The organism is Bacillus sp. Pc3, from assembly GCF_000815145.1.
In the GTDB taxonomy this organism is placed as follows: domain Bacteria; phylum Bacillota; class Bacilli; order Bacillales; family Bacillaceae; genus Bacillus; species Bacillus velezensis.
Genome location: NZ_CP010406.1, coordinates 373,251 through 390,441 on the forward strand (window position 1 = coordinate 373,251; position 17,191 = coordinate 390,441).

14 protein-coding genes are annotated in these 17,191 nt (G+C 46.3%); all 14 read right to left on the reverse strand.

The features are described from left to right. Positions 1-27: 27 nt before the first annotated feature. Entirely contained in the window at positions 28-1,071 is a 1,044-nt protein-coding gene (gene recA, locus SB24_RS01315; RefSeq protein ID WP_039251470.1) for a recombinase RecA, read from the reverse strand. A gap of 170 nt (positions 1,072-1,241) precedes the next feature. Beyond that, positions 1,242-2,492 (reverse strand): competence/damage-inducible protein A, encoded by a 1,251-nt coding sequence (locus SB24_RS01320; protein ID WP_039251473.1) that lies wholly within the window; start codon positions 2,490-2,492, stop codon positions 1,242-1,244. Positions 2,493-2,509: 17 nt separating this feature from the next. Further along, positions 2,510-3,091 (reverse strand): CDP-diacylglycerol--glycerol-3-phosphate 3-phosphatidyltransferase, encoded by a 582-nt coding sequence (gene pgsA, locus SB24_RS01325; protein ID WP_007409821.1) that lies wholly within the window; start codon positions 3,089-3,091, stop codon positions 2,510-2,512. A gap of 72 nt (positions 3,092-3,163) precedes the next feature. Further along, positions 3,164-4,060 carry a helix-turn-helix domain-containing protein gene (locus SB24_RS01330; RefSeq protein WP_007409820.1) on the reverse strand — a complete coding sequence of 299 codons (897 nt, stop codon included), beginning with the start codon at positions 4,058-4,060 and terminating at the stop codon, positions 3,164-3,166. 18 nt (positions 4,061-4,078) lie between these two features. Continuing rightward, a complete protein-coding gene (locus tag SB24_RS01335) occupies positions 4,079-4,870 on the reverse strand; it encodes a DUF3388 domain-containing protein (RefSeq protein ID WP_007409819.1) in 792 nt (263 codons plus the stop codon). Positions 4,871-4,997: 127 nt separating this feature from the next. Then, on the reverse strand, positions 4,998-5,255 hold the full coding sequence (locus SB24_RS01340; protein ID WP_003154150.1) for a DUF3243 domain-containing protein: 258 nt from the start codon (positions 5,253-5,255) through the stop codon (positions 4,998-5,000). A gap of 74 nt (positions 5,256-5,329) precedes the next feature. Further along, positions 5,330-6,058 carry an elongation factor P 5-aminopentanone reductase gene (ymfI, locus tag SB24_RS01345; protein ID WP_039251477.1) on the reverse strand — a complete coding sequence of 243 codons (729 nt, stop codon included), beginning with the start codon at positions 6,056-6,058 and terminating at the stop codon, positions 5,330-5,332. A gap of 59 nt (positions 6,059-6,117) precedes the next feature. Then, positions 6,118-7,404, reverse strand: coding sequence for an EF-P 5-aminopentanol modification-associated protein YfmH (gene yfmH, locus SB24_RS01350; RefSeq protein WP_039251479.1), 1,287 nt, complete (start codon positions 7,402-7,404; stop codon positions 6,118-6,120). After that, positions 7,401-8,681, reverse strand: a complete 1,281-nt coding sequence (gene yfmF / locus SB24_RS01355; RefSeq protein ID WP_015417495.1) for an EF-P 5-aminopentanol modification-associated protein YfmF — start codon at positions 8,679-8,681, stop codon at positions 7,401-7,403. The genes yfmH and yfmF overlap by 4 nt, the downstream gene beginning before the upstream one ends. A gap of 151 nt (positions 8,682-8,832) precedes the next feature. Then, positions 8,833-11,952 (reverse strand): MMPL family transporter, encoded by a 3,120-nt coding sequence (locus SB24_RS01360; RefSeq protein WP_039251481.1) that lies wholly within the window; start codon positions 11,950-11,952, stop codon positions 8,833-8,835. Beyond that, positions 11,952-12,407: a MarR family winged helix-turn-helix transcriptional regulator gene (locus tag SB24_RS01365; protein WP_003154157.1), complete on the reverse strand. Its 456-nt coding sequence runs from the start codon at positions 12,405-12,407 to the stop codon at positions 11,952-11,954. The genes SB24_RS01360 and SB24_RS01365 overlap by 1 nt, the downstream gene beginning before the upstream one ends. Positions 12,408-12,513: 106 nt before the next feature. Continuing rightward, positions 12,514-13,683, reverse strand: a complete 1,170-nt coding sequence (locus SB24_RS01370) for a bacillibactin exporter BcbE (RefSeq protein WP_311379459.1) — start codon at positions 13,681-13,683, stop codon at positions 12,514-12,516. Between the two features lie 171 nt (positions 13,684-13,854). Next, entirely contained in the window at positions 13,855-14,580 is a 726-nt protein-coding gene (locus SB24_RS01375) for a GntR family transcriptional regulator (RefSeq protein ID WP_007409813.1), read from the reverse strand. Positions 14,581-14,704: 124 nt separating this feature from the next. Continuing rightward, positions 14,705-17,065 (reverse strand): FtsK/SpoIIIE family DNA translocase, encoded by a 2,361-nt coding sequence (locus tag SB24_RS01380; RefSeq protein ID WP_015417491.1) that lies wholly within the window; start codon positions 17,063-17,065, stop codon positions 14,705-14,707. Between the last annotated feature and the right edge of the window lie 126 nt (positions 17,066-17,191).

The following is a 17,191-nucleotide window of genomic DNA, read 5'->3' on the forward strand; positions in this document are numbered from 1 at the left end:
GCTTATTCCGCCCTTTTGATCGTGTTTTTATTCTTCTAATTCCATCTCTTCCTGAGTTTCTTCCGATTTTTCCGTAACACCGTTATTGTCCAAACCGTAATGTTCACGGATTTGTTCCTGAATCATCAGCATGATGTCTTTATTTTCTTTTAAGAACTGCTTGGCATTTTCACGGCCCTGACCGAGGCGTTCTTCTTCATAAGAATACCACGAACCGCTTTTTTGCACGATATCCAGTTCAGTTCCAAGGTCGATGATTTCCCCTTCTTTGGAGATTCCTTCACCGTACATAATGTCCACTTCAGCCGTACGGAACGGAGGAGCGACTTTGTTTTTTACGACTTTAATTCTCGTTTTATTCCCCATCACGTCGTTGCCCTGCTTTAATTGCTCGGCACGGCGCACTTCAAGGCGCACGGAAGAATAGAATTTCAGCGCGCGGCCGCCCGGTGTCGTCTCCGGATTTCCGAACATAACGCCGACTTTTTCACGAATCTGGTTAATAAAGATTGCGATTGTTTTAGATTTATTGATGGCGCCGGAAAGCTTACGGAGCGCCTGAGACATGAGACGCGCCTGTAAACCGACGTGTGAATCACCCATGTCACCTTCAATTTCAGCTTTTGGAACAAGCGCCGCAACAGAGTCAACGACTACGATGTCAACAGCGCCGCTTCGCACCAGCGCTTCAGCAATCTCTAGCGCCTGCTCTCCCGTATCCGGCTGAGAAAGCAGAAGCTCTTCGATATTGACACCGAGCTTTTGCGCGTAAACAGGATCAAGAGCATGCTCAGCATCAATAAATGCTGCCTGTCCGCCTTTTTCCTGAACCTCAGCGATTGCGTGAAGCGCTACAGTCGTTTTACCTGAGCTTTCAGGTCCGTATACTTCAATAATCCGTCCGCGCGGGTATCCGCCTATTCCGAGAGCGGTATCAAGTGCAAGGGAACCGCTTGGCACCGTTGAAATTCTTGTATCCGTTTTTTCTCCGAGCTTCATGATGGAACCTTTGCCGAATTGTTTTTCTATTTGCTTAAGAGCCATATCTAAGGCTGCCTGACGATCACTCATTTATTTTTTCCTCCTTTATCTTGCCACTACATATACTATACCTTGTTTACTGGCATTTGCCAAGAAAAAAGCGAACGCATATTCGGATTTTTTCCGCGTTCGCTTTTCTGCAAAAGAGCATAATTTCCCTTGTAAAACTTAAAAATCAGAGAAAACGCCTCTTTAAAACTTTATTTTTGATCCAGCATTTTCAAAATGAGATGGCAGCCGTATTTAGCGGCGCGCTTTCTGATTCCGGTTCTTGAGCCGGCAAAGTTAAATTCGTGCACCTCTTCTTTTCCTTCCGCCGCAATGCCGATAAAGACGCGGCCCGGCGCATGCCCTTCCTGCGGGTCGGGACCCGCCACCCCGGTAAAGCTGATGCCGATATCGCTTCCGGTCAGCTTTCTCACACCGGCTGCAAGCTCTTTCGCACACTCTTTGCTGACCGCTCCGCTTTCTGCGAGCGTCTCAGCTTTCACGCCGAGCACATGCTGTTTCACGCTGTCGGAATAACAGACAACGCCCCCTGCAAATAGTTGAGACGCACCGCTTAAATCAGTCACCCACTCTGAAAACAGGCCGCCTGTAAAGCTTTCGGCAGAAGAAATCGTAATTCCGTTTTGTCTGCATGCTTTTGAAAGCTCCTTCACCAGAGACGTATCATCATATCCGTAGAAAAATTCACCGACACGTTCTAAAATGGCGGCTTCCGTTTCTTTTAAAAGCCGTTCTGTTTCTTTTTCGTCGGCATGTTTCGCCGTTAAACGCAGCGTGACCTCTCCGTCAGCAGCGAGCGGCGCAATCGTCGGGTTCGTCTGCGCATCAATGATATCTTCTAAATCAGCTTCAAGCTGGGATTCACCGATTCCGAAAAACCGCAGCACGGTTGAAACGATTTTCTCATTAGAACCGAGCTTTTTAAGAAGCAGCGGCTTCGCTTCATTTTCAAACATCGGACGCAGCTCGCTCGGCGGCCCGGGAAGCAGCATATAAAGCCTTGAGCCGTGCTCTGCAAGCATTCCCGGCGCCATGCCGAAATGATTCGCCAAAACGTCTGAGCCCTCAATGACGAGCGCCTGTTTGCGGTTATTCGGCGACATGGTCCGTTTTGTTTTCGCGAAATATTCTTCGATCGACCGGAATGCTTCGTCATTCAGAACGAGCGGACGCCCCAGTGTGTTTGCAATGGTTTCTTTCGTCAAATCGTCCTTGGTCGGTCCGAGGCCGCCTGAAAAAATAATCAGGTCTGAGCGCTCTTCGGCAATGCGGATGACTTGCTTAAGCCGCTCCGGATTGTCACCGACAGCGGTATGATAAAACACGTTCACACCGATTTCCGCCAGCTCTTTACTGATAAACTGCGCGTTCGTATTGGCGATCTGGCCGAGCAGAAGCTCCGAGCCGACTGCAATGATTTCTGCTTTTTTTGCTATTTCCATCTTTAAGTCCTTCTTTCTTAGTTAGATGTTTTTAACGCATCCCAGTTCTTCGCAAAATAATCCCAGCCGGAAATGACTGTGAAGAGCACGGCCACCCATAAAGCGATATCGCCGAACGGGAAAGAAACGAGCTCAAACGGAAGATTATGCAGCAAAAGCGCGGCAACAGCGATGATCTGAGCCCATGTTTTAATTTTCCCCAGCATATTGGCGGCTACAACTTCCCCCGTTCCCGCCAGCACAAGTCTTAATCCCGTTACGGCAAATTCGCGGCTGATGATGATGATGACCATCCACGCCGGCGCAAGGTCAAATTGCACAAGCGTAATTAATGCCGCGGACACCAGCAGTTTGTCAGCCAGCGGATCTAAAAATTTCCCGAAGTTTGTCACGAGGTTCAGTTTTCTGGCATAGTAGCCATCCACCCAGTCAGTCGTTGATGCGATAATGAACAAAACAGCTCCCGTAAGATGCGCGACCGGAATCGATTCATCCCCTATATGAACGCTGCCCCACTGAAAAGGAACAAGCATGATAATCATAAATACAGGAATTAAAGCGATTCTTGCCAGTGTGATTTTATTCGGTAAGTTAAACATAAAGCCCCTCCAATATATGTACTCGGACGTGAAGAAAAAGTCATCTTAATCGTTCAGATGACTTTTCCCCTTTTATTTTTTCATCTTGATTGTGATGGTCTGCGCCATCACATCATGCGGATTGAGTTCATAGGACAGAACCTCTCCGTTGATTTTAATTTTCAGGTTAGGGGCATAGCCCGTGCGGATTTCAATCTGCTTTTGATCCGTGACGTCTTTTTTAAAGGTTTCGCCTTTTTGCAGCGTTCCTTCTTTTAAAGAACCGCCGCTGTCATCACGGACGCGGATCCATGCGCTGTCAGAAGCAATCAGTTCAAGCTTATACTTATCTGCCCCGGAGACGTTGTATGAAGAAGCCGAGCCTTCCGTTCCGGCCGCTTTGATCTCCGTCTTTTCACTGCTTTTTTCTTTCTTCTGCTCTGACGCTTTTGTGTCCTTTTTGTCTTTTTTGCTGTCAGATTGCGCTTCGTCATTTGTATTGCCGTCGTTTTTCAGCGCAGAATCCTTAGGAATCTCATACTTGCTCTCACTTTGGGTGACTGCCTTATCTCCATCTGTCTGCCCGGATTTGCTCATTCCGAGCTGAATAATCGCATAAATGATCGCGATGACGATAATGACACCGATGACGACAAGGACGGTCGGAAGCCATTCCGCCGCCTTTGAAGCGGACTTAGGAAGCTCCCTTTGCATGGCGAGACCGGAGATTTTTTCCGACACATCATCATGGTACGTGTTAGGGATGTCTTTTTTATATTCTTCAAATAACTGATCTGAATCAAGCCCGACAGCTTCAGCGTATTGCTTGATAAACGCCCGCACATAAAAATTGCCGGGAATGACGTCATAATTGCCTTCTTCCAGAGCGGTTAAGTATCTTTTCTGAATTTTCGTCGCCGCCTGGAGTTCATCCAATGACATCCCTTTTTCCTCTCTGGCTTCTTTAAGCCGGATTGCTAATTCTGTCACAACAAACACCTTCCAATATTAAAAATCAAAGCTTGAAAAACCGGTCTGATCAAATATTTGCGGTTCTTCTGCATGTTCATATGTAATAACTTCGTCAGGATCATTTCTGAGTTCGATAATATAATCGAAATCATCGAGCGTATACTCCGAATTTTGAACAAAAATATCGGGGTGCTCCACGACCTTTGTCGCCGGAAGCCGCATAATTTCACTGACGAGCTGAAGATGGCGCTCAGATCCCCGTCTTGTCGAAACGATGCCGTCGAGGATAAACACGTTTTCCGTGCTGTATTCATCGGCAACCAGCTGGCTCCGGATCGTTTGTTTTAGCAGCGTTGATGATACGAAAAGCCATCTTTTGCTGGCACAAACGCTTGACGCAACGATGGACTCCGTTTTTCCGACCCTCGGCATTCCCCGGATTCCGATCAGTTTGTGCCCTTCTTTTTTAAACAGCTCGGCCATAAAGTCAACCAGAAGACCGAGCTCGTCCCTTTCAAAACGGAAGGTTTTTTTGTCATCGGCATCACGCTGAATGTATCTTCCGTGGCGGACTGCGAGACGGTCGCGAAGCCTCGGTTCTCTCAGCTTCGTTACTTTAATGGTCTCCATTGTTTTTAAAATTGATTCCAATCGTTTAATTTGATCTATATGCCGGCATCTGAGCAGCATTCCCCTTCTGGAAAGGTCGACACCGTTAATTGTGACAATATTAATTGACAGCATCCCGAGAAGAGATGAAATATCCCCGAGCAGGCCGGGGCGGTTCACTTGAATTTCATATTCAAAATACCATTCGAGCTTTGCCAAATGATATACCCCCTCCATTGTGGCAAATTTTTACCTTCCTTTATCATAAAACATTTTTCTCTAATTAGAAAGAAGAATGTTGCTCTATAGAGGAAAACATAAAAAAAGAGAGGAGAAATCCCCCCTCTTAATGAGTGCTGTTATTTTCAACAAGCTTCACCATCATATTTGCGATGGCGCGCTGTTCATCTTCAGAAGCAACGCTCCAAAGATCAGCAAGCACTTTTTCCTGATGGTTTTTCGAGTCGACTTCGTTCGCAAGGTAACCGCCGATTTCTGTAGCGAGGTCAGTGATCGTTTCATCACTCATCCCTTTTTCCTGCGCATAGTTCAATCTGTCACCAAGGAAATTCTTCCAATTATCCCAGTTTTCTAATACTGACATGTTGGGTTCCTCCATTTCATCTGTTGTTACAAAATTATTTTGTCCGTACAGATGCAAACTATACACACATTTTTTCAGCAGTGCCAGCCGCCGTTTACGGATAATATATGCCCCGTAATATAGGAAGCCTTGTCCGATAATAAAAAGGCCGCCGCTTCGGCGATTTCCTCCGGCTTTGCCAGCCGGCCCGCGGGAATTTCCTCTGCCAACGCTTCTTTTTCATCAGACGTGAACTGATCAAGCATATTTGTGTCAACGGCACCCGGCGAGACTGCATTCACGCGGACGCCGCTCGGAGCAAGCTCTTTGGCAAGCGCTTTGACGAACGAATGCTGCGCTCCCTTGACCATGCTGTATAATACCTCGCACGATGCGCCTGTTTCTCCCCAGACGGAACCGATCGCGACGATGCCCCCGCTTTTTTTCCGGATCATGCCGGGCATCAGATTACGCGCCAAAAAAAACGGACTCGTTACATGCAGCTGCACCATCTCCCGCGCCGTGTCATCCGTAACGTCCGTAATCAGGCCGAAATGACTTTTGCCGCTGTTTAATACCAGAGCATCCACAGGCTGCTTAACGGAACGGCTGAGTGTCTCCGCGCCATCCGGTGAGGACAGATCCGCCTGAATAACGGAGGCTTTTACGCCGAATGATGTGCTCAGCCTTTCCGCAAGCCTGTGTGCGGCTTCCTTATTAGAATGATAATGCAAGAGGACGTCATATCCGTTTTTTGCGAGGACTTCACTTATACTTTGTCCGATTCCGCCGCTTGCTCCGGTTACGAGCGCTGTCTGTTTCATCAATCAATACTCCTTCTTTCCCCAGAAAAACATCCCTCAGGGCGTGAGGGATGTTTTTGTTATGATTTTGGCACGACTTTGCAGACTGTCAGCCTGTCTTCTGATATTTCTTCTTCAATGACCCGCTTTACGTCATCCAGCGTAATCTGCTCCAGTACGGTTACGACATCAAACAGACTCATATCTAAAAAGGCGTAGCGTGTGAATTGGTTGGCGATATATTCAGGCGAATTGAGCGCTTTTAAGAATGACCCGATCTTCTTTTTTCTCGCAAGATCAAGTTTTTCCGCAGTCACGGCTGATGCTGCATCAAGCAGCATGTGTTTTAATTCGTCAGCGAGCTTATCCGGCTCCGGTGTATCTCCTCCGACAGAGGCAAAACCGAATCCGTATTCAGCCGTGTAATCAAAGCTGAAGGTCTCATCAATGTAGCCTTTGTCGTACAAGTCACCGTAATGCGGTGAGCTTTTTCCGAAGAGACATTCAAGCATGAGGTTCATGCTGAGCTCGTGCTTCAACAGCTCCTGCCCCGTTTTATAAGGGTCTTTCGCCTTTAAACCGACCAGACATTTTGAGCCTTGCACGTTCATTTTTAATTCCTGCTCCCGGCGGAAAACCGCTTCCTGCTCCTGAACTTCTTCACGTTTGATTTCAGGCTGGTCTGTAAACGGCTTTTTCTCCTGGTTTTCCCGCACCTGGCTGATGACCGCTTCAGGATCTACGGGACCGACGATAAAGAGCAGCATATTGCTCGGGTGATAAAACGTTTCATAGCACTCATACAGCAGATCTTTCGTAATATGAGAGATGCTCTCCACCGTCCCGGCAATGTCAATTTTCACGGGGTGGTCTTTATACATATTTTCGATAAGGCCGAAAAACAGCCGCCAATCCGGATTATCATCATACATATTGATTTCCTGGCCGATGATGCCTTTTTCTTTTTCAACTGATTTTTCCGTGAAATACGGGTCCTGAACAAAATCTATGAGTGTTTCCAGGTTTTTCTCCACATTAGAAGTGCTGGAGAACAGATAAGCGGTTCGTGTAAATGATGTAAAGGCATTTGCCGACGCCCCTTGCTTACTGAAGTCCTGAAACACGTCGCCGTCCGCTTTTTCAAACAGTTTATGCTCCAGAAAATGCGCGATTCCGTCAGGGACGTGTACCATTTCTTCCTTATTTAAAGGAACGAATTGATTGTCAATGGAACCGTACTTTGTCGTAAACACAGCGTATGTTTTATTAAAGCCCTGTTTCGGCAGCACATAGACATCAAGGCCGTTTGCCATTTTTTCATGATACAGCGTTTCCTGAAGCTGTTCGAAGTTTATCGGTTTAGTCAAGATGCTCCCCCCGTCCCTTTTAAGAAATAAGTCGTATCCAGCTTAATGTTCTTTCCGACATTGATAATGTCCTCTTTTGTCACTTTCTCGATATTGTCAAGGAATTTTTCGATCGGTATCTCTACTTGGGCTGAGGCCTGCTGATACAGAAATTCCGCTAAACCGTATGCCGTATCAATCGTTTCTAATACTTGATTTTTAATAACGGCTTTCGTTTGGGCGATATCATCTTCTGAAAAGTCACCGTTTTGCATAGCCTGAAACTGTTCTTCAATGATGGTGACGGCCTGCTTGTAATTTTTCACCTCAATGCCCGACATGACCATCAAAAGCCCTTTGAAGCTTTCCACCCTTGAGGCCGCATAATAGGCGAGGCTCGCTTTTTCACGGACATTTATAAACAGCTTTGAATGAGAGAAACCTCCGAACAGCCCGTTAAACACCTGCAATGCAGGATAATCCGGATCTGTATATGTCGTATTGGTCCGGAATCCGATATTCAGCTTGCCCTGCTTGACGTCCTCTTCATCAATGACTTCCTTCGGATCGGGCTGTTCATTCGCCGCGCTTCTTTCAAAAGGCTGCAGCTCCCGTTCTTCCGTTTTAAAATACGTATCAACGGCCGTTTTCACCTGATCTGTATCAACATCGCCGATGACGTACAGGTCCAGCTGGTCTTCGCGTATGGCTTTTTGATAGGCTTCATACAAATCTTGCGGTGTAATGTGTTCAACATCATCGAACTCGCCGTTGACGTGAAGCGCATACGGTTCGCTTTTGCACATTTCCTGAACGAGACGCAGATTAGAATATCTCATCTTATCATCATATACGGCTTGAATCCGCTGTTTCAGCGTCCGTTTTTCCTGCGTGACATAAAGGGGCAGGAAGGCGCCGTTTTCCAAAGCGGGCGAAAAGACAAGCTCTGATAAAAGCTGAAGGCCTTTTTCCAATAACGGTGTGCGGTCCTTCAGATACTTTTCATTAGGAATCTCAAGTCTGAACGTAATGACATGACGTTCTCCCTTTTTTGTCAGATCAGCTGAAACGGATGTGCCGTACAGCTCATCAAAATAAGACCGCAGATCAGCGGTTTTCGGGCGGCTTTCTGTTCCGCGCAGAAGCACATGCGGAAACAGCGCCCTTTTTGTTACGAGCTCTTTCGTTAAAGGAGCCAGCATTTTAAACGTCAGCGAAACGGTTTTAAATTTCTCGGTCTTTACGATGTGGGCGGTGATCCCGCCGTGCTTTGACTTCATTTCATTTACGTAAGTCATGTGAAACCTCCTTCGTTCATTCTTTCATAGTATGTATTATGACCAAATTTCAGCATTCGCAAAAAAGAGTGCGCAGATGTAATTATATCAACTGGAGGATTTATAAGGAAACAAAAAACCTCTGCCCGAAAACAGGCAGAGGCATTGAACGTTATTTTTTCAAATTGAAAGGCCACCAGTTGGCTCTTCCGAATATTTTCACCATGACCGGTACAAAAAACGGAAGGACGACAATTGCGTACATGAGAAGGCCTGTTAATACCACGGTTGCAATCTGTAATAAGGAAAGAACGCCTGACGGCAGCATGGCCGCAAAGGTTCCCGCTAAAATAATGGCCGCAGAAATGATGACGGAACCCATATTTTTCATACTGCTGATCATTGCGGGTTCCGTTCCTTCTTTTTTCAGCTCATTAAAGCGGTCCATTAAAAAGATGGAATAATCCACGCCAAGAGCCATCAAAATGACAAAGCCGAAGAACGGCACGGCCCAGTTTACGCCCGGATACCCGAAGAAGTGTGTAAAGATGTATTCCGTCACGCCGATGGATGCGAAATACGTCAGTACGAGCGACGCCACTAAATAAACAGGCATAATGAGGGAGCGCAGCATCACGATGAGAATCAGAAAAATTCCCGCCAGCATAAACATGGCCGTCCGTTTGAAGTCTGAATCCGATACTTCCTTCAGATCGGCATTCATGCTGGAGACTCCCGAAACGCCGAAGGAAGCATTCTTCAGATCCGTGTTCGGAATGGCCCTTTTTACGCTCGCTTTGATCGCTTGAATATCTTGAATGGCCGTATTTGAGTAAGGATTGTTATCAAGAACGACGGTCAATTCTGTCGTTTTTCTGTCATCTGACATGTACGTATTAAACACGCTTGTGAAATCACTGTTTGTCAACGCGTCTTTCGGCACAAACCAGCCTGTCATTTCTTTGTCTGACGCCTTGTGAAGCTCACCCAGGTAATCATTCGCCCCCATCATGCCGCTTGATACTTTCTTAAGCCCTTTTACACTGTCGTTAAGGCCGGAAGAAAGTTCGCTGAGCCGGGAAGAAAAATCACCGAGACCGCTCTTCATTTTTTTCTGGCCCTCGGCGAGCTGTCCTGCCGCCGATTCAAGGCGCGGCATTTGTCCTGCGAGAGCCCCCTGTCCGTCTGACACTTGCTGCAGACCGTTTTCAATACTGGTCAGACCGTTGATCATTGCGTTAATTTGAGTGTCAATCTTCTTCTGAGCGGCTGCCAGTCGGGCAAATTGTTTTTCCGCTTGCTGCAGATGAGCCTTTTGACTGTCGACCTGTTTAGAAAACGCTTCTGCATCCGCGTTTGCCTTGGAAACGGCTGACTGTACACCCGTAAAGGCCGATTTGATTTCTTGGTAAGAGGGATCGGTTTTGACTGACGGTATTGACGCTTCCAATTTTGCAAACGGCAGCCGGGCAAGCTGCTTGTTCAAATCGGCAAGCTGTCTGCTGGCTTCATCTTTCATCGGCAGGACGGTTTTTACCAATTTTAAAGCGTTTTGCGTTTCTGAAGCGAGACCGCTGTTTTGTTTGAGCTGTGAAGTCAGCATTTGTTTTTGCTCTTCAATCCGCTTTCTCATCTGGGCGACGCCGGCTTTATTCTCGTTCACGCCAGCCTGCAGTTTATTCAGGTTTTCTCCTATATCAGAAAGCCCGGATTTCAGAGACAATGTTCCGTCAATAAGCTGATTGACGCTTTTGCCCGACTCTTCGATCTGCGGCTGTGAATCAGCTAACGACTTTGCGGCATGCCCTAATCCGTCCGTGATTTTTTCAAGTCCTGTATTGCCTTTATCAAGCCCTTCTTGAAGCTGCTTTGCCTGATTTGTGACAAATAATTGATTCAATCCGTTTCCAGCGGGGCGCGTGGCGCTTCTGACCGTTTTTACACCCTCTGTTTTTTCAAGTTCTCTGCTGATTTTTTCGATATCAATCAGGTGTTTTTCGGTATTTAATGTCTCATCATTTTTGATGACGACTGTGGCCGGAAGAAGTTCTCCCGGGCCGAATGCGTCTGAAATCGTATTAAACGCGCGGACGGATTCATATTTATCCCCGATTTCGTCAAGACTGTTGTAAGACAGCGACCCTTTGTAAAGAAGGATAGGCGGGACGGTGAATACCGCAACGATTGCAAGACTGATGAGCGGCCTTTTAAATGAAAACCGCCCTGACGATTCCCATGCTTTGCTTTGAGGATGCGAAATATCGCCCTTAACAGGCCAAAACAGGCTTTTTCCTAAAACAGCCATAAAAAACGGCACGATCGTCATGAGCGCAAGCAGCAGCACCGCGACACCGACCGCAACGGCCGCTGCCGACTGATACAGCTTAAATGTCGCAAATCCGATGCAGGCAAATCCGATCAGCACCGCACCGCCGCTGTACAAAACCGTCTTTCCGGCCGTTTTGTAGGTGACGACGATCGCTTCTCTTATATCAGCGCCATGCGACAGCTCTTCTTTAAATCTGCTGAGAAGCAGAATGCAGTAGTCTGTGCCGATCCCGAACATAATCGCAACCATAAAAATCTGAGTAAAAGTTGAGAGCGGAAAATTCAGCTGATCGACTAAAAATGCGACAATCGACTGGCTGACTAAATAAGATATCAATACTGATAAAAGCGGCACGAACGGAGCGACCACTGACCGAAATACAAGGATCAGCACGATCAGGATAAAAGCGACCGTTATATATTCAGTCTTTTTCAAGCCGTCCTGTGAGCTTTTTAACACATCTTCGTCGATCAGCGATTGGCCTGTAATGCCGTATGATACGCCGTACGGTTTCAGCTCTTTATCAATTTTATTTTTTATTTCGATGATATCGTTTTTGGATGTATCAAGCTGCAGCTGAACGAGCATCGTTTGTCTGTCTTTTGAGAGCAGCTGTTTTTTAATATCGTCATTTTTCTCCCCGAAGTATGAAGTCACCGTTTTAATCTGAAGCGCTTTTTTATGTTCAGACAAAGTGCTGACGGCTTCTTCCAGACGATTTTTTTTGTCTGTCATTAAGCCTTTTTCGTGAAATACGATGACGGCAGAAGAAGACGGTGCATCGGAATCAGACATTTCATCAAGCAATTCATGGGCGTAAGAAGAGGAATATCCGTCCGGTACGGAAATCTGCCCTTTCTCCCGTGTCAATTCAGCCATATCAGGCGCTGTAAGCATAAATATCACCGTTGCGGCGACCCACACCGCGGCGATGATCCAGCGGGCTCGGATAATGTTTTTCATTATGTCTGCTGATCCTCCTCAGTCATCATCAATCGATATAATTTTTCATATGTATTTACGAACATTTCCGCCTCGTCTTCATCAAAATACATAATATATGATCGGACGAGTTCCTCAATCCGCCGCTCCACACGGTGAAATACTTCCGTCCCCTTTTCCGTGACATTTAAAAGTATGCTCCGGCGGTCGCTTTGGCTGCGTTCTCTATTGATGTAGCCTTTTTCATACAGGCGGTTCGTCATAGATGTAATGGCGCTTTTATTGACGTGGCACACCGCGGCCAGTTCAATTGATTTGCAATCCGGATTGAGCATAATATAGCGGAGGATGTAATATTGATCCAATGTCAGTTCTTTGTTCACTTTTTCAGCGATAATGCTGTCAATTTTTTTTAAGACGTGCAGGTATACATCGGAATAACGCTGAATCAGCTGCTTTACTTTTTCTTCATGCACCTTTTCCCCCTCCTTCCGATAGTTAATATGTTTAACTATTAAAAAGAATAACGACTTGACGGTATCATGTCAATCTTCAAAATAAAATAAAAAAAGACAGTGCAGATTACACCGTCTTTAATGATTCCTTTTTTTCTTTTGCTTGTGATGAGATATTTAACAGCGCTAAAAATACAGACACAATGCCGCAAAAAGCGGATAAAATAAAAATCAGCCAGCCTGCATTTGACATCAGGGCAGCAAAGATCGGCGGTCCCGCCGCTACTCCGATAAACCGCATGCTGTTATAAAATGAGGTGATGGTTCCCGATTCCTCGTTGTCTACGCCTTCTGTGATGACAGCGTCTAAAGCCGGCAATGCCATTCCGATACCGATACCGCTGACACACAAAAAGATAAATAATAAATAAAAACTGTGATTCCACCATAGGCCGATAAACGACAGTGTCACGGCACTCATTCCGAAAACGATGCAAAACTTCATTTTGCCTTGGTCTTTTCCGATTTTCCTGCCTGCTATATATGAACTGACGGATAGAAATAAAAGCGGGATTGCCAAAAGCGCTCCTTTAGCCACACCGTCAATGCCGTATTTCTTCTCCAGTGAGTCTGATAAATAAAAAAGAACCCCGAACAGCAAAAACATAATCACGCAGCCGATGATAAAAACCGTAAAGAGCCAGCGTCCGTCACGCTTAAATATGCGGCCGACATTTTTCACAAATTCGGAAATAGAAGGCGCTTCTTTTTGTTCCTCCGGCTTTGCCACCAAAAACAATACGAGAAAAAAACTGATGAGCGAAAAAAACGGAATGAACCAAAATGGCATAAACCAAAACCATGCAGCCAAGAGCGAACCGAGAATCGGGCTTATTACTTTCCCGGCAGTGTTAGACGTCTCAATATCGCCGAGCCCCGCGGTAATCCGCTCATCATCCCCTTTGAATAAATCACCGATAAACGGCATCACTACAGGAGCCGCCCCTGCCGAACCGATTCCCTGCAGCACCCGCCCCGCCAAGATAATGGGATAAGGATGCTTGAACGCGGTGGAAGCTATCGCGGCAAGCGCTCCGCCCGCACCGGCTATGAGAAGACAAGGCAGAAGAACCTTTTTTCTTCCGAATTTATCGGACAGATATCCGGCAATCGGAATACAAATAATCGCCACAATCGAATAGACCGTTATAATTAACGATACTTGAAAAGACGATATGGACAGCTTCTTTTCAATCATCGGAAGCACAGGAATCAGCATGGAATTCCCGAGTGTCATCACGAGCGGTACAGAAGCCAGAGCAATGATATTTTTCGTTCCATTTTTCTTCTTACTCAACTTATTCACCCATTCACTATACTTGGTTGTTTCCTGTTTTATTGTGCCTTGCAGAAAACAAAGTATGTACTGAAACGGCAAATAAAAAAACAGACACATGACGCGTCTGTCTTAAAAACGTTTTCTTACAACATGAAAACTGAACTTATCAGCCCGGAAATAATTTAATGAATACAGCACAGGTTCATCATTCTGATTATAGTGGGTTTGCTTCAGCAATAAAAGCGCCGTCTCCGGCTCGCATTCCAAAACCGGTGAAATCGTATCGTGATATCCGATCGGTTCGATATCAGCAACGGCATAGCTGATCACAGATCCGGAGTTTTTTTCCAAAAGATCAAAAATAGACTCCTGTTCATGACAGAAAGAATTCGGCAGAATGTGCATCGGAATCGTATCTAAACAGTAAACGACCGGAGTGCCGCTTGCCGTTCTCACGCGTTCCAAATAAAAAAGCTCCTGCTCGGGCTCAAGCCGGAATCTAGCGATATCTTCATCAGACGGCGTGATGACCTGAGACGACAAAAAAATCGTACCCGGCACCATGTTCGCCTGCTGAATCGTTTTCGTCACGCTGTTGAGCTGTTCAATACCTGAAAGAAACAGCGGTTTTGTATGGACGAAAGTGCCCACACCGTGCCTTCTGATAATCACATGCTCCTCTTCAAGGATACGCAAAGCTTCACGCAGAGTTGCCCGGCTGACACCCATTGATTTTGAAAGCTCAAATTCAGAAGGAAGCTTTTCCTTTTCGGTGTAAATTCCGTTTTGTATATCCTCTTTGATTCGCTCAATCACTTTTAGATACAAGTGACGATTGTCAGCTTTTGTAGACATGTTTCCCCTCCGTAAACCACTTTCATAAATTATTGAACAATTGGGACAACTATATCATGTTTTGATAAAAAAATAAATAGGAATGATTTTGGTGATATCATTTTCAGTGAAAACTCTCTCCTTTTTAAGAAGAGAGCTCATCATATTGTTCCTTAGATAATAGTACTTCCCTCGGTTTGCTTCCTTCATACGGCCCGACGACGCCCCGTTCCTCCATTGCGTCAATCAGACGGGCAGCTCTCGTATATCCGATTCTGAACCGCCTTTGAAGCATGGAGACTGATGCCGTCTGCATGCCGATAATCAAATCGACCGCTTCGTCATAGAGATCATCCGTTACTTCACTGTGTGTTTCCGAAACTTCTTCCGGAATCATCTCTTCTTGGTACTGCGCTTTTTGCTGCGTAATGACATGATCAACGACATGCTCAACCTCTTCATCGGATAAGAATGCCCCTTGCACACGCACCGGCTTATTTGCGCCTACAGGCAGAAACAGCATGTCTCCGCGCCCCAGAAGCTTTTCAGCGCCGCCCATGTCTAAAATTGTCCGTGAATCGGTCTGAGATGAGACACTGAAGGCGATTCTTGACGGGATGTTGGCTTTAATAACACCGGTAATAACATCGACTGAAGGCCGCTGTGTCGCGATAATCAAATGAATTCCCGCCGCCCGCGCCATCTGTGAAAGTCTCGTAATTGAATCTTCCACGTCGGAAGAAGCGACCATCATCAGATCGGCAAGCTCGTCAACGATGACGACGATGTACGGCAGCTCAGGCTGCTTGACTTCTTCTTCGGCATTTGACCGCTTAATATGATCGTTATAGCCTTCTATATTTCTCGTACCCGTATGGGAGAACAGCTCATAGCGGCGCTCCATCTCATTGACGACCTTTTTCAAAGCCTGCGAGGCCTTTTTCGGATCTGTCACGACCGGCGCAAGCAGATGAGGAATGCCGTTATACACATTCAGCTCAACCATTTTCGGGTCAATCATCATCATCTTCACTTCATGCGGTTTGGCCCTCATCAGAATGCTCGTAATAATACCGTTGACACAGACGCTTTTTCCGCTTCCCGTTGCCCCCGCTACGAGCAGGTGGGGCATTTTGTTCAGTTCGGCAAGCACGGCTTCCCCGGAAATATTTCGTCCCAAGCCGATCAGAAGCTTTGCGTCCGGCTTGTCATTGAGCTTGGATTCAAGCACTTCTTTTAACGAAACCATCGCAACTTCAGCATTGGGCACCTCGATGCCGATTGCCGATTTACCCGGAATCGGCGCTTCGATCCGGATATCCTTCGCGGCAAGCGCGAGCGCGAGGTCATCGCTCAGATTCACGATTTTACTGACTTTGACCCCGACGTCCGGATACACCTCATATTTTGTGACCGCCGGACCGAGATGAACCTGCGTCACTTTCGCCTTTACGCCAAAGCTTTGAAAAGTCCGTTCGAGTTTTCTTGCATTCTCGTAAATGTTTTTCTTATCGGTCTGCTGGCCGGTATGTTTCGGGTCAGCCAGTATGTCCAATGAAGGCATTTGATAATCTTTATTTTCAAGCTCTGTAAACGTCATCGGCGGAGCCGCAGCCGTTTCGCCACTGTCTTGAGCGCCGCCGGAAGGCTCATCTTTTACCGCTTGTGCAGCCTCCTGAGTTTTTTCCGGAATCAGCGGTTCGACGGGCTCTTCCTGACGGTCTGAAAAGCTTGAAATAATCGGCTCTGAATGGATGATCGGCGAAATGATTTCCTCATCCTCTTCCTCCGGTTCAGGCTCTTCTTTTTTCTTTTGAACCCGTTTTTGTTTTTTGCCCGATTTTGTTTTTGTTTTCGGCGAAGACATATTCGTTCTGACCGTCTTCATATCCTCAAGAAATGCCTGCCATTGACCGCGGATAAACCGGCCGACGGGGCTCGTCCACTTTTTGAGCGTTTCCTGCAGTGAACGGCCCGTTACAAGAATCAGCCCCATTAAGATCAGCACGATCGCCATGATCTGTGAACCCGTTGATGCAAATAAAAAGTGGGAAGCTGCAAACAGTACCGCGCCGATCATGCCGCCGCCCAAATCAGGGGAAGCAGCCTGCTGTTTCATGTCAATCATAAACAGCTCCCACGTGTTGCCGATGACACTTGCCGACCGAATCGACCCGTGATGAGACAGATTTTTAAAGAGCTGCACGTGAGACAGCAGCAATATACTGGCGATAATACAGTACAGCCCTGCCTTTCTTCTCGTTAAAAGGCTTGGACTCTTCTTTTTCCAAAACAGCGAAATTCCGAGAAGGAAGAGCGCAATTAAGCATAAAATAAACCACTCTCCGGCAAAAAAACGGAACAAGTACACAAATGTCTGTCCCACAACGCCGAGCTGCAAAACAGCAATAATTGAGATTGCAACACAGAGCAGTCCGCTTAGTTCGTATTTTAGATTGAGCTTACTCTCTTGTTTCTTTTTAGATTTCCGTTTTTTCTTTGCCACACTCATCACCTTACTGCGTTAAAAAATGTAAAATCATACATCATGAAGAAAAGCAGCCTTTTGCCGGCTGCATTTTTCTGTAGGATTCCCCTATTATAGCATATTTTGCCCCCGAGAAACGGACTG

What these genes read in the sequence shown, in the direction of transcription:
- recA (WP_039251470.1), bottom strand. Translation starts at nt 1,071, where the DNA reads ATGAGTGATCGTCAGGCAGCCTTAGATATGGCTCTTAAGCAAATAGAA.
- SB24_RS01320 (WP_039251473.1), bottom strand. Translation starts at nt 2,492, where the DNA reads ATGGAAATAGCAAAAAAAGCAGAAATCATTGCAGTCGGCTCGGAGCTT.
- pgsA (WP_007409821.1), bottom strand. Translation starts at nt 3,091, where the DNA reads ATGTTTAACTTACCGAATAAAATCACACTGGCAAGAATCGCTTTAATT.
- SB24_RS01340 (WP_003154150.1), bottom strand. Translation starts at nt 5,255, where the DNA reads ATGTCAGTATTAGAAAACTGGGATAATTGGAAGAATTTCCTTGGTGAC.
- ymfI (WP_039251477.1), bottom strand. Translation starts at nt 6,058, where the DNA reads ATGAAACAGACAGCGCTCGTAACCGGAGCAAGCGGCGGAATCGGACAA.
- yfmF (WP_015417495.1), bottom strand. Translation starts at nt 8,681, where the DNA reads ATGACTTACGTAAATGAAATGAAGTCAAAGCACGGCGGGATCACCGCC.
- SB24_RS01360 (WP_039251481.1), bottom strand. Translation starts at nt 11,952, where the DNA reads ATGAAAAACATTATCCGAGCCCGCTGGATCATCGCCGCGGTGTGGGTC.
- SB24_RS01370 (WP_311379459.1), bottom strand. Translation starts at nt 13,683, where the DNA reads ATGACACTCGGGAATTCCATGCTGATTCCTGTGCTTCCGATGATTGAA.
- SB24_RS01375 (WP_007409813.1), bottom strand. Translation starts at nt 14,580, where the DNA reads ATGTCTACAAAAGCTGACAATCGTCACTTGTATCTAAAAGTGATTGAG.